12 protein-coding genes are annotated in these 11,849 nt (G+C 66.0%); 6 read left to right on the forward strand and 6 right to left on the reverse strand.

Features of this window, described 5'->3' with window-relative positions:
* The first annotated feature begins 22 nt into the window (after nucleotides 1-22).
* From CYFUS_RS05195 to CYFUS_RS05205, 3 genes are read left to right on the forward strand one after another with little or no spacing between them, the layout of a single operon-like run.
* Nucleotides 23-1,318, forward strand: coding sequence for a PLP-dependent aminotransferase family protein (locus CYFUS_RS05195; protein WP_095984218.1), 1,296 nt, complete (start codon nucleotides 23-25; stop codon nucleotides 1,316-1,318).
* Complete coding sequence (locus CYFUS_RS05200) at nucleotides 1,315-1,608, forward strand: Dabb family protein (RefSeq protein ID WP_095984219.1); 294 nt, start codon at nucleotides 1,315-1,317, stop codon at nucleotides 1,606-1,608. The genes CYFUS_RS05195 and CYFUS_RS05200 overlap by 4 nt, the downstream gene beginning before the upstream one ends.
* 7 nt (nucleotides 1,609-1,615) lie before the next feature.
* The gene (locus CYFUS_RS05205; protein ID WP_095984220.1) at nucleotides 1,616-2,188 is read left to right on the forward strand and encodes a prephenate dehydratase domain-containing protein; all 573 of its coding nucleotides are present in this window, start codon (nucleotides 1,616-1,618) and stop codon (nucleotides 2,186-2,188) included.
* Between the two features lie 469 nt (nucleotides 2,189-2,657).
* Here the strand turns inward: CYFUS_RS05205 and CYFUS_RS05215 are convergent, their stop codons facing one another.
* From CYFUS_RS05215 to CYFUS_RS05235, 4 genes are all read right to left on the reverse strand, one after another.
* Nucleotides 2,658-2,954, reverse strand: coding sequence for a hypothetical protein (locus CYFUS_RS05215; protein WP_095984222.1), 297 nt, complete (start codon nucleotides 2,952-2,954; stop codon nucleotides 2,658-2,660).
* A gap of 432 nt (nucleotides 2,955-3,386) precedes the next feature.
* Nucleotides 3,387-5,450, reverse strand: a complete 2,064-nt coding sequence (locus CYFUS_RS05225; protein ID WP_095984223.1) for a 7TM diverse intracellular signaling domain-containing protein — start codon at nucleotides 5,448-5,450, stop codon at nucleotides 3,387-3,389.
* Between the two features lie 581 nt (nucleotides 5,451-6,031).
* On the reverse strand, nucleotides 6,032-6,769 hold the full coding sequence (locus CYFUS_RS53795) for a transposase (protein WP_095984224.1): 738 nt from the start codon (nucleotides 6,767-6,769) through the stop codon (nucleotides 6,032-6,034).
* A gap of 170 nt (nucleotides 6,770-6,939) precedes the next feature.
* Nucleotides 6,940-7,569 carry a TetR/AcrR family transcriptional regulator gene (locus CYFUS_RS05235; RefSeq protein ID WP_095984225.1) on the reverse strand — a complete coding sequence of 210 codons (630 nt, stop codon included), beginning with the start codon at nucleotides 7,567-7,569 and terminating at the stop codon, nucleotides 6,940-6,942.
* A 100-nt stretch (nucleotides 7,570-7,669) separates the two neighbouring features.
* Between CYFUS_RS05235 and CYFUS_RS05240 the strand changes: the two genes are divergently transcribed.
* A complete protein-coding gene (locus CYFUS_RS05240) occupies nucleotides 7,670-8,602 on the forward strand; it encodes an SDR family oxidoreductase (RefSeq protein ID WP_095984226.1) in 933 nt (310 codons plus the stop codon).
* Between the two features lie 16 nt (nucleotides 8,603-8,618).
* On the opposite strand, the gene CYFUS_RS05245 is transcribed toward CYFUS_RS05240, so the two are convergent.
* Both CYFUS_RS05245 and CYFUS_RS05250 read right to left on the reverse strand, forming a co-directional pair.
* A complete protein-coding gene (locus CYFUS_RS05245) occupies nucleotides 8,619-9,572 on the reverse strand; it encodes a sigma-70 family RNA polymerase sigma factor (RefSeq protein ID WP_095984227.1) in 954 nt (317 codons plus the stop codon).
* Between the two features lie 28 nt (nucleotides 9,573-9,600).
* On the reverse strand, nucleotides 9,601-10,506 hold the full coding sequence (locus CYFUS_RS05250) for a LysR family transcriptional regulator (RefSeq protein ID WP_095984228.1): 906 nt from the start codon (nucleotides 10,504-10,506) through the stop codon (nucleotides 9,601-9,603).
* Between the two features lie 129 nt (nucleotides 10,507-10,635).
* On the opposite strand from CYFUS_RS05250, the gene CYFUS_RS05255 reads away from it, so the two are divergent.
* A complete protein-coding gene (locus CYFUS_RS05255; RefSeq protein ID WP_198316463.1) occupies nucleotides 10,636-11,373 on the forward strand; it encodes an SDR family oxidoreductase in 738 nt (245 codons plus the stop codon).
* A 141-nt stretch (nucleotides 11,374-11,514) separates the two neighbouring features.
* Complete coding sequence (locus CYFUS_RS05260) at nucleotides 11,515-11,844, forward strand: hypothetical protein (RefSeq protein WP_095984230.1); 330 nt, start codon at nucleotides 11,515-11,517, stop codon at nucleotides 11,842-11,844.
* Nucleotides 11,845-11,849 lie beyond the last annotated feature (5 nt).

Raw genomic sequence — 11,849 nt, forward strand, 5'->3', positions numbered from 1 at the left:
TCCTGCTGGAGATTGTGCCGTCATGCTCGAATTGCCTTTGGACACACTGCACGGGGCGCTGGCCGACCCGGTGCTGTTGTCAATGAATCTGCTCAATGACATCGCGAGCAATCATCCGGATGCCATTTCATTCGCCGCGGGCAGACCCTTCGAGGAACTGTTCCAGGTGAATCAGTTGCACGAATACCTGGATGCCTTCGTGGCCCACCTGACCCAGGACCTCGAGCAGAGCGCCGCGCAGGTGCGGCGCACCTTGTACCAGTATGGACGGACCAAGGGCGTCATCCACCATCTGGTCGCGAAGTACCTCGAGGTCGACGAGGGCATCCGGGTCGATCCGGAGTCCATCGTGGTGACGGTGGGCGCCCAGGAAGCGATGTTCCTGGTGCTCAGGGCCCTGCGGACGGATGCGAGTGACGCCGTATTGGCCGTGATGCCGGCCTATTTCGGGCTCACGGGCGCGGCGCGGCTGCTCGACATGCCCGTGGTCCCGGTCGCCAGCGGCCCCCACGGCATCGATCTCGACGACCTGGGGCGCCAGCTGGCCGCCACGCGGAAGCGGGGCCTGCGGACGCGGGCGTTGTACCTGGTTCCTGATTTCTCCAACCCGACCGGCATCAGCCTCGATCTGACCACCCGGCGGCGGTTGCTCGACATCGCCGCGGAACACGAGCTGTTGTTGATCGAGGACGACGCCTATGGCCTGTTCCACGCCGATCCCAACAACCGGCTGCCCACGCTCAAGGCGCTCGACACCGGGCGGGTCGTGCTCCACATCGGCTCGTTCGCCAAGACGGGACTGCCCGGTGCTCGTGTGGGTTTCGTCATCGCCGATCAGCCGGTGACGCAGGAGGGCGTCGTCGTGGGGTCGCTCGCGGATCAACTGTCGTTGATCAAGAGCAATGTCACGCTCAACACCTCACCGGTCGCGCAGGCGATCGTCGGAGGAAAGCTGTTGCGCAACGGGTACAGCATGCTCGCCGCCAACAAACGCGAGATCGAAATCTATCGGCTCAACCTCCGGCGAGTGCTCGCCGGACTCGCCAGGCGCTTCCCCGCGGGCGGACCGGTCAGCTGGAACACGCCGGGCGGAGGGTTCTTCATCGTGGTGACGGTGCCCTTTCCGGTGGATGACAAGTCCTTGGAGCGCTCGGCACGCGAACACGGAGTCATCTGGACGCCGATGCACCACTTCTACGCGAACCAGGACCACTCCCATCAGATCCGGTTGTCCTTCAGCCTGCTCACCCCGGAATTGATTGACGAGGGACTGGATCGGCTGGCCGGGTTCGTCGCCGCGGAGTCCAAGCTGCCATGATCAGACACATCGTGTTGTTCAAGTTCAAACCGGGAATCACCTGGCGGGAGCCCGATGCGCTCGCCGCCGAGCAGTCGTCGCACCAGGTCGGGGAACGGGTGCCGGACCTGCTGCACTGGCAGGCGGGGCGCAACATCAGCCGCCGGGATATCGCGCATGACTTCGCGGTGATCGGCCTGCTCCATGACCAGGAGGCCTTGCAGCGCTATCTGGATCACCCCTTCCACCAGGAGTCGGCCGCGCGGTGGCGCGAGATCAGCACCTGGGTCATCGCGGACATCGAGGAGTGAGAGCGCCATGACGAACCTTGGTTGGGTGAGCCTGGTGGACAGGCACACGGCCGACGTGGTGGTCGGTACACTGGGACCCCCCGGCACCAGCAGCGAACAAGCGGCCCATCTGCTCCGCTCGAGGCTGCGGCGGGAGTCCCGCACCGAGCTGTACCAGACGTACGAGCAGGCGTACGAAGAGCTGCGCTCGGGCGCGTTGACCCACGTGGTCGTCGCCAATGCCTACAAGGAAATCCACCGCTTCTACATGGATGACTCGCTCGTGCTGTCGGACGTGTTCGTGATGGACACCCCTCTCTACGGCATCGCGAAGAGACAGGACCGGGAGGGGCTGTCCGCCGTGCCGACCATCGCGAGTCATCCATCACCCAAGCCGCTGGTGGCCCAGCTCCTCCCCAGCGGATTCCGGGTCGGAGAGATCGTCAGCGTGGATTCGACCAGCAGCGCCGCGAAGGCCGTCGCCGAGGGAGCGTTCGATCTGGCCTTGACCACGGAGCCCGCGGCGGCGCTCTATGGCCTGGAGTTCATCTCCCGAAAACGTCCGATCCGGATGGTGTGGTCGGTCTTCGTGCGCTCCTGAAGTCCGGGCCATGTGGCACGACTGGTCGAACGACGTCCGCAGCCCCACCGACGCGGTGATGCCGTTGCGGCGTGGCGCCAAGGTGCGAGCCCGCGCCTCCTGCTGGAGGGCGGAGAAATGTCGAGCCACGCGTCTGGCTGCTCGTGCCCGGCCGGCTCATGTGATTTCCGAGACATGGGTTGCATACATTGACTCGTACCAATGTCAACACCACGCGGGCTGGGGTGGCCCTCGTGCCGGGGCCAGGCTCGCACCTGCCGTGGGCAAGCCCAGGTGCTCCAGAATCGCCCGCACCCCGGAAGCCCCCTTCACGTACGCAAATACACTCCGCCGGCCTCCACACCTCACGCAGGCGAACACGTCGAAGTCGAACGTCCTCCTGAGCATCTCTGCCTGGTCCACTCGCGGTGTCCTCTCCTTCATCCGCTCCTTCCTGGCCGCTGCCTCATGCCCCGCGCTCGCCTCCTCCTCACCTGCTTGAGGGAACTGGCGCGAGCTGGTGCTCTTCCACGAATACTTCCACGGCGACACCGGCCGGGGACTGGGGGCGACCCACCAGACCCTCCGGAAGCTCGATCTGCGCGATGTCGTTGCCGATATCCACTTGCGCGGGGCCTCGCGTCCAGTCCACCTCGGGACCCGTCTCCTCGGTTCCTGCATTGTGGGCGGCGCGGGCTTCACCACCCGCACCACTCTCCGCGAACGCGACGGGCGCCCCCAGCAGGCACGTCGTCAGCATCGCAGCAGCCCAGGACTGAATCTTCATGCTCCCCCTCACGGCGCGAAAACGCGCACGAGGCACGCCTTCTATGCCATCCGTGGCCCCCCCTCTGCAATGTGCCCACCCGGACGCGCGGGGGACGCGACGAACTGCCGGAGGGTCTCGCGGGTGGACTCTAGGTCCTGCCGTCCATCGGGAAAGCCAGTCCTTCCGCTCCATCCCTCCCCCTTCCCGGGGCCCCGATTGAGTCGGCGACGGGCGAGTGGAGCCTCCCCGCGGGTGACGAGCCGGCGCGAGAACAGCTGCTTCTACTCCGGGTGGAGCCGCGCGGGATGAAGCTGCGGCTCGACTGGATCGCGCACTACCGCGCCTCCTGGACGGAGCACGTCGAGCGCGTCGAGCAACTGTCGGCGCCACGCGGGTCTCCACGCAGGAGCACCTGGGCCGCATCGAGTTCGCGCTCGTCGAATAGCGGCTTCATGCGTGAGGCGCACTGGGTGGATGAATGGGCAGGGCAATCACGAAAGTGGTCCCCTCGTTCTCGATGCTTTCGAAGTCGAGGGTCCCCGAATGACGCTTGGTGATGATTCCATAACTGAGCGACAGTCCCAGTCCGATCCCCTGCCCGGGAGGCTTCGTCGTGAAGAAGGGTTTGAAGATCTTCTCACGAAGCTCCGCGGGAACCCCGGCTCCGTTGTCCTGGATGAGAATCCGCACCCTGCCGTCCTGGCCGTGCGTGGAGACACGGACGAACGGATCATAGCCGTTGAGCCCCTTCTTGCATTGCTCGTCGACGGCATGGAAGGCGTTGTTCAGGAGGTTCAGCAACACGCGCCCCAATTCCTGGGGGATGACTTCGACCAGGGACAGTCCCGGCTCAAGGTCCCTGCGGATCGAGACGGGTGAGCCAGACCGTTGGCTCCATGCGCTGTGGGCGAGTTGAATGTGCTCTTCGACGAGTTGGTTGATGTCCGTCATGCGGCGCTCTCCTGGCCGAATGGAGGCATGATCCAACATGCTGCGGACAATCCCATTCGCGCGCTCCCCATGCTCGGCGATCTTCCTGGCCGTCAGTCCGCAGTCGACGGCGAGCGCCTCGAGGACGGCTTTCTGGTTCGCGGGCAGCCTCGTGAGCTCTTGCAGCAGGTCATCCGTCAGCTCGACCAGCGAGAGAGAGAAGTTGTTGACGAAGTTGAGCGGGTTCTTGATTTCATGCGCGACTCCCGCCGTGAGCTCGCCCAATGAGGCCATCTTCTCGGCGTGAACAAGCTGGCCTTGCTTCCGGAGGATCTCCTCGTTGGCCTGGCGCAGTTCAATGTTCCGCAGTCGATGAATCTCGCCCTCAAGCGCTTGGCGCTTGGCCAACTCACTTGCGCGCTCGGCTTCGTTGATTCGACTGGCCAAAGCCAGCGCAAATAGAATCATTTCGATGGTCGAGCCGATCATCAGGAGGTGATGGGTGATGATGTTGGTGGGCAGCAACCCATGAGTATAGAAAGGAGTGAGAGCAAACGACACGCCAAGCACGCTCCAGCCCGCGAGAACAAAGCGCGCGGGCCGGAAGCCACGTCTCCAGATCACGACGGAGACCACGAGCAGCAACGGCGCCAGCGCCTGCGCCAACACGTTTACCATGAGCTGTGAGAGACGAGCCGGGATGAATGCGGCAAGCACCGCGAAGACACCACTGACCGCCACCAGGACGAGCATCAGCCGGTCAATCCTGGGCACCATCCTCCGGGTATTCAGGACTGAGCGCACGAAAAGAGAGCCAACGAAGATTCCCAGATGCAACAACATCGGCGAGAGTCGCTCCAACCACAGGGCGCCATCTGGAAAATATTCGTAGCCGACCACTGAGAAGGACAGTCCAATGCCAGTGCCGTTGAAAACAACATAGAGGGTATAGTAGAGGTAGGCACCGTCTTTCAGGAAGAAATAGAGGAATGTGCTGTACAGCGCCATGCTGGCCAGGAAGCCGATGTAGATCCACCACGGGATCAAGCTCAATGCGGCTTCTTGTATCAACCTCTCGTTGGTCATGATGACGAGGGGAATTCTCATGAGCAACGAGGTCTCGAGCCGAAGATAGACGGTCACGGGCGCGGTACTGGCCTCGCGCAGGAGGAAGGCAGGAAACCTGCTGGCGATCTCCCTCTGTACCAGGGGCACATGTGCGCCCGCGTGCCGGACATCAAAGGACCCGTCCGGGTTTTGAAAATAGATGTCTACCCGCTCGAGAGTCGGATCTCCCAGGGCCAACAACCACTTCTGGTCCGGTGTCAGGTCCTTTTGAAGATAGGAGAAGCGCACCCAACAGACACTGCGCGAGTAGCCATAAGTCGGCGTGGCCGTTGACGACCGGGTGAACTGATGGGCGAATTCGCCTCGCGAGACATCCTCGATCGTGAGCGTCCGGGACGCGTCCTCCATCAAGAACATATGCGTCCCGACGGGCCAGTTGTCTCGTGTGCCATCCATGACGATGTCTGGCTGAGCCGCGACGGATGTCGACATGAGGACAACGAACAGAAAGAGCACGATTGCCTTGTGTCTCCCCAGGCATTTCAGCCATCGGCTGAGCACGGCGGTCCCACCCCCCCGCCCCAGGGCTGACCTTCGCTTGGTTCGATGCTCCGCCACTCCGTGCCTCCTGAAAACACCGCGACGTTCGCGCGGACGTTATCAAGAGGCGTAGCAAGAACCCAATGCCCTCGAGGCCCGCTCTGGTTGAGCGGGCCTCCCCACCGCCGTGGTCTCAGAGGGTGTTGAACTGGGGCAGTCAGGCGAGGCGCCGGAGCATGAGGTCAATCATTCCGAGATGGATGAATGCTTCGGAGGAAGACTCCTGGCGCTCGTAGTCCTTTGAGAGGCGCTGCTGCCGAGAGTGTGGACGTGCCACGCTCGACGGTCCTGGCCTGGGTTGCGTCAGCGCATAAGAGGGATGGGGGCGCTGTTGAGGGGGAGAGAGGGTGCGGAGGGGCCGAGGAGGGCCGCTGACGGGGCCGCCCGAGCGATGCGCCCGGCCGGTGGAAAGGCCGCGCAGCGCCCTTGGGGTACACGTCTGCCCAGGCCGCGCTCCTCTCAGGTGCGTGGCAGGGGACTGTGGGCTGTCTTGAGCCTCAACACCACGCGGGCTGGGGTGGCCCTCGTGCCGGGGCCAGGCTCGCACCTGCCGTGGGCAAGCCCAGGTGCTCCAGAATCGCCCGCACCCCGGAAGCCCCCTTCACGTACGCAAATACACTCCGCCGGCCTCCACACCTCACGCAGGCGAACACGTCGAAGTCGAACGTCCTCCTGAGCATCTCTGCCTGGTCCACTCGGCATGCAGGTGCGTGTTGGCGTGCAGGGAGAAACCCTCCAGCAATGCGCACCGCGGCTGCTTGTTGTGAGGGGGCCGGACGTCCACCTCCGTCCAGCGCAGCCGTTGCTGCAGGGAGTGCGCCTGGTACGTGCAGCGCGTCCTCGGGCCCTTGGGCGGGCAGGGCCCCTCTTTTCTCCATGAGGCGCAGCACCCGGTGGCGCACCCCCCTCAGCAGACGCTCCACCTCGTCTTGCGTGGGTGGCGGCAACGGCTCGAAGTGCACGCCGCCCTCCCTCTGCACAAAAGTACCGTCTGGCACCAGCGAGTGGAAGTGCGGCGTCACCTGCAAGGCCGAGCCGAAGAACTGGATGAACGACATGGCCCCTGCTTGCCCACCACGGAGGCCCTGCCTCCGCGCTCTCCGACGTTGTAGGGCGAACACCGCGCGCAGGAAGACAGTGAGGACGTCGGAGAGCAGTCCCACGTCCTTGAGAAGCACCCACCGGACCCGGTGCGGAAAGGACAGCGTCCACTGACGGTAGGGCACGTGAGGCATCACCCGCTCCACCAAGTGCACCGCCGGTCACATGCGCCCGCTTCGCGTTGCAGGAGGGGCACACCCCTCGCCCCTTACCCCTTCACGAGCCCTGGGGAACACGCCGAGGTTGCGCACGCAGCGCTACGTCATCGCCGAGCGACCTCGGGAGGTTTTCGCGCGCTTCGGCTCTACGGGGAACTCCGTCGACTGCGTTGCGTCGCTTTCGTTTGGGGCCGGGCCGAAGACGCCGCGCCCGTTGCGGCCGTGACGAGTCGGAGCTCCTCGAGCGCCCCGCGGACGTGATGTGAGAGGTCGTGCTCCTGGGGGTCCTCGACCCAGCGCTCGAACGCGCTTTTGAAGATGGCGATCCCCGCCTCGGCGATGAGAGTGGCGGCCGGCCTGGCGACGCCTCGCCCTCGCAGGCTTTCGGCGATCGCCGATGCGAGCGATGAGAGCTTGATCAGCTCGCGTTCTCGAAGCTCGGCATGCGCCGCGATGAGGGCCTGTCGCGTGCGCGCCCGCGCACGGCGCTCCTCGAACATTGGCGCCGTGGCTTCGAGAGCGGTGGCAACGGCGTCGAGCGGAGCCATCCCTTGTGGAGCACCCGCGATGGTCTCGACGATGAGCTTCTCGAGATCCTTCGAGCCCGAGAACAGGACCTCGCGCTTGTCGGCGAAGTAGCGGAAGAAGGTCCGCTCGGTGAGCCCGGCGCGCGCGGCGATCTCCTCCACGGTCGTGCGGTCGTACCCGCGCTCTTGGAAGAGTTCCATCGCGGCTTGCTGCAGCCGTTCGTGTGCGTTGGGTTCCCAGCGGCTCATGCGCTCCAGCCTAGCTGATTTCAGGAACTGACATCATCTGATTGCAGGAACTGACATCAGCTGCTAGATGTGATGTCAGACCCTGACATCAGGAGGTTCCATGCGCGTCTTCGTCACCGGTGCGTCCGGTCACATTGGTTCCGCTGTCGTTCCCGAGCTGCTCGCCGCGGGGCACAAGGTCGTCGCCCTCGCTCGCTCCGACACCTCGGCCGCCGCATTGGCGTCCGCCGGCGCCGAGGTGCGCAGAGGCACCCTCGACGACCTCGATGCTCTCCGAGAGGCCGCCGCCGCCGCGGATGGCGTCATCCACCTCGCGTTCAAGCACGACGTGGCCTTCACCGGCGACTACGCGGGGGCGGCGGCGGCCGATCTCCGTGCCATCGAGGCCGTCGGTGCGGCGCTCGAGGGCTCCGGCAAGCCGTTCGTGAGCACGGGGGGAACGCTCCCGCTGGCGTTTGGCGTGCGCGGTCGTATCGGCACCGAAGACGACGTCCTCGAGGGCGGAGCGCGCGTCGATTCGGAGAACGCCGTCATCGCGCTCGGTCAGCGCGGTGTCCGCTCCTCGGTCATCCGTCTTGCACCGACGGTGCATAGCTCATTGGATCTCCACGGGTTCATCCCGTCGCTCATCGCGATGGCGCGTAAGAACGGCTTCGCTGCCTACGTCGGAGAAGGGTCCAACCGTTGGCCCGCGCTGCACACACTCGACGCGGCGCGTCTGTACCGCCTGGCATTGGAAGCGGCGCCGGCGGGTTCACGCCTCCACGGCGTCGTCGACGAGGGCGTCCCGTTCCGCCACATCGCTGAAGCCATCGGCCGTGGCCTCGGGCTACCGGCGACCAGCATCTCGGCGGACGATGCCAACAAGCACCTCGGCTTCCTTGCCACCTTCGCGCAGCTCGACAACCCCACGTCCAGCGCGCGCACGCGGGAACTCCTGCGCTGGCAGCCGACGCACCCAGGGCTGCTCGCCGATCTCGCCGAGCGTCACTACTTCGAGCCTTCGCCGTCGTCTGGAAACGCGGCGGCTTGACGTCATCGCGCTCGGTCTACGGTGCGAGTTCCATGGGAAGGCCAAAGCGCGGGAACAGCGCCGCCGTGTCCAGGAACGAGTTCATCGCGGCGATGCGGTCACCCGAGAGTTCGAGCACGATCAGCGCCCACGGCTGGTGGGGCTGTCCCGGCTCGCTCCCCGGCCGGTACTGTCCGAAGGCGGGCGAACCACACGCCAAGGTCGGCACCAATCGGGAGCCACGGCAGCCCGAGCCCCGCCCCAATAGCCAGGCACTGATCGCCTCGTGACCGCGAAGCCACAGCGAATAGGGCGGCATCGAGAGGGTCGCGTCCTGGTGGAGCAATTGCGTGAGCGCGGTCACGTCATACCGCTCGAAGGCTTCGACGTATTGATCCACGAGCGTGGACTGCGCATCGGACAAGGGCGTGCGGGCCTGGGTGAGATCGTGCGTGGCGAGTGTCGCCCGCGCCCGCTGGAGGGCGCTGTTCACCGAGGCAACCGAGGTGTCGAGACTCTCGGCGGCCTCGGCGGCGGACCAGCCGAGGACCTCGGTCAACAGCAGCACCGCGCGCTGCTTGGGCGGCAGGTGTTGGAGCGCGGCCACGAAGGCCAGACGGATGCTCTGGCGCAGCATCAAGCGCTCGGCGGGGTCCGCGTCCGAGGGGACGGCGAGCGCGTCGGGAATGGGCTCGAGCCAATGCGAGCCCGGCAGCGAGGTGAGGGTGTCATTCACCGTGCCCACGGGCCCTGTCTCCATGGGGCGAATGCGGCGCGAGTTCTCGCTCAGCGCGTCGAGGCACACGCGGGTGGCGATGCGGTAGAGCCAGGTGCGCAGGGACGCGCGCTGCTCGAACCGGTCCAGGTTGCGCCATGCCCGTACCATCGTCTCCTGGACGGCGTCATCGGCTTCGGCGGCGGAGCCCAGCATGCGGTAGCAGTGGCCGGTCAGCGCGGCGCGGTGTTCCTCGAGGGCGTGGGCGGTGTCCATCGCTCCGGTAACTATCAGGTCCGCCCGCTTACTTCGCGATCTCCAACAGGAAGTCGATGAAGGCCCGCACCCGGGCGGCGGGCAGTTCACGGGAGCGGTGGTACACGTAGACCGGATACCTCTCGTCCGACCAGGTGGGCAGCAACTTCACCAGCCGTCCTGATTCGAGCAGGTCGCGCACACTGAACTCGAAGGGTTGGCCGATGCCATGGCCGCTCAGCATGGCGCCAATGAGGCTGCCCGAGTCATTCACCACGAGTCGTCCCTGGACGTTCACGGGAATGATTTCCTCCCCGCGCTGGAACTCCCACTCGAAGTAACTCTCCGTGAAGGGATTGCGGACGCGGATGCATTCATGACGGCCCTGGGCCAGCTCGCTCGGATGCTTGGGCCGTCCATGCCGTGCGATGTACTCGGGAGAGGCACAGGTCAGCACCCGGGAGCGCGCGAGCTGGCGGGAGATGAGGCCCGAGGGCTCGGCCTCGCCGAAGCGCACCGCCATGTCCAATCCCTCGGCGACCAGGTCTCCGATGCGGTCGCGCACCACCAGCTCCACCGACAGCGCCGGGTGACGCGCGAGGAATTCGCCCAGGCGAGGCGCGAGCACGTTATGGCCGAAGGCGGAGTCGACGTTCACGCGCAACAGGCCCCGCACCGCGCCCGCCGCGTCGGACACCGTCGCCGCGGCGTCCTCGATGCCCGCGAGCAGGGGCGCCACCTGCTCGTAGAAGCGCCGTCCCTCGTCCGTCAGGCTGACGGCTCGCGCGGTGCGATCGAACAGCCGCACCCCGACACGCTGCTCCAGCCGGGCCACCGCGCGGCTCACTCCCGACTGCGTCATGCCGAGGCTCTCCGCCGCTCGGATGAAGCTTCCCGCGTCCACCACCGCGGCCAGAACACCCATGCCTCCCAGGAGTTTTCCATCAACGGCCATGCATGACTCCCCGTCATCCAAGGACTGAATCCTATGAGGTGGTGGCATGAGAGGTCGATCTCTATGTTTCGCGTGTCTGGACGTCACGGAGACGTCCGGCGAATGGGGTCCACACCCGGGGAGTGCGTCATGGAAATCCAAGGCAAGGTCGTTGCAATCACGGGAGCGTCGAGTGGGATTGGCGAGGCCACGGCTCGCAGACTCGCCGCGCAGGGGGCTCGGGTCGTCGTTGGCGCTCGGCGTACCGCGCGTCTCGAGGCGCTCGTCGAGGACATCCGCCGTCAGGGCGGCGAGGCCGCGTACCGGCAGTTCGACGTGACCCGCCGGGAGGACGTGCGGAGCTTCGTGGGGTTCGCCGTCGAGCGCTTCGGCCGGCTCGACGTGCTCGTCAACAACGCCGGCGTGATGCCGCTCTCCCTGATGGAGCACCTCAAGGTCGAGGAGTGGGAGCGCATGGTCGACGTCAACATCAAGGGCGTGCTCTACGGCATCGCCGCCGCGCTGCCGCTGTTCAAGGCGCAGGGCTCGGGGCAGTTCGTCAACATCAGCTCCGTGGGCGACCGCGTGGTGGTGCCGACCTCCGCGGTGTACTGCGCGACGAAGTTCGCCGTCCGGGCCATTTCCGAGGGCTTGCGTCAGGAGGTCGGCGGCTCCATCCGCGTCACGCTCGTGGCTCCCGGCGTGACCGAGTCGGAGCTGGCGGAGTCGATCTCGGATCCAGAGATGAAGCGCTTGGCGATCGAGGAGATCCGCAAGAACATCATCCCCGCGGACGCCATCGCCCGCGCGATTGCCTTCGCCATCGGCCAGCCCGCGGATGTCGACGTCAATGAACTCGTCGTCCGGCCCACGAGCCAGACGTTCTGACCGCCGGGCCTCCTCGTGACGCCTCCAGGACAGTGGCTCGGAGGGGCCCCTCACTCCATGCGTCCGCGCCGCGAGCGCGCTGGTAGCTTCGAGACTCGTGAGGGCGGAGCAACCCGTCCCTCGTCGAGAGGAGTTACAAGCGTGTCGAGACTGATGGGCGGTCTGTTGATGTTGGGGCTGCTGGGCGCATGCCGGACCACGCAGGAGGGCGCGCCGCGGGAGGGCGCGCCGCGCGAGGCGAGCCTGAGCGTGCGCTCGGGGGCCTCGCTGGAGCAAGCACCCGTGTGTGGCGTGGAGGTTCCGGCGTGCGCCGAGGGCAAGAGCTGCATCGCCTTCACCCTGGAGGGGGAGCGGCAGGCGCGGTGCCTCGATGCGACGACCGCCTGCTCCGAGCTGCTGTCGTGCTCGGACGGCGCCCGCTGTGTCGTGATGGAGTCCTACCCGCTCCAGCTCAGGTGCTCGAGCCCCTGAGCGGG

The sequence above is a fragment of the Cystobacter fuscus genome, assembly GCF_002305875.1.
GTDB lineage: Bacteria > Myxococcota > Myxococcia > Myxococcales > Myxococcaceae > Cystobacter > Cystobacter fuscus_A.

Excerpts from the sequence above, each read along its gene's own strand:
- CYFUS_RS05195 (WP_095984218.1), top strand. The coding sequence starts at position 23 with ATGCTCGAATTGCCTTTGGACACACTGCACGGGGCGCTGGCCGACCCG.
- CYFUS_RS05200 (WP_095984219.1), top strand. The coding sequence starts at position 1,315 with ATGATCAGACACATCGTGTTGTTCAAGTTCAAACCGGGAATCACCTGG.
- CYFUS_RS05205 (WP_095984220.1), top strand. The coding sequence starts at position 1,616 with ATGACGAACCTTGGTTGGGTGAGCCTGGTGGACAGGCACACGGCCGAC.
- CYFUS_RS05215 (WP_095984222.1), bottom strand. The coding sequence starts at position 2,954 with ATGAAGATTCAGTCCTGGGCTGCTGCGATGCTGACGACGTGCCTGCTG.
- CYFUS_RS53795 (WP_095984224.1), bottom strand. The coding sequence starts at position 6,769 with ATGCCTCACGTGCCCTACCGTCAGTGGACGCTGTCCTTTCCGCACCGG.
- CYFUS_RS05235 (WP_095984225.1), bottom strand. The coding sequence starts at position 7,569 with ATGAGCCGCTGGGAACCCAACGCACACGAACGGCTGCAGCAAGCCGCG.
- CYFUS_RS05240 (WP_095984226.1), top strand. The coding sequence starts at position 7,670 with ATGCGCGTCTTCGTCACCGGTGCGTCCGGTCACATTGGTTCCGCTGTC.
- CYFUS_RS05245 (WP_095984227.1), bottom strand. The coding sequence starts at position 9,572 with ATGGACACCGCCCACGCCCTCGAGGAACACCGCGCCGCGCTGACCGGC.
- CYFUS_RS05250 (WP_095984228.1), bottom strand. The coding sequence starts at position 10,506 with ATGGCCGTTGATGGAAAACTCCTGGGAGGCATGGGTGTTCTGGCCGCG.
- CYFUS_RS05255 (WP_198316463.1), top strand. The coding sequence starts at position 10,636 with ATGGAAATCCAAGGCAAGGTCGTTGCAATCACGGGAGCGTCGAGTGGG.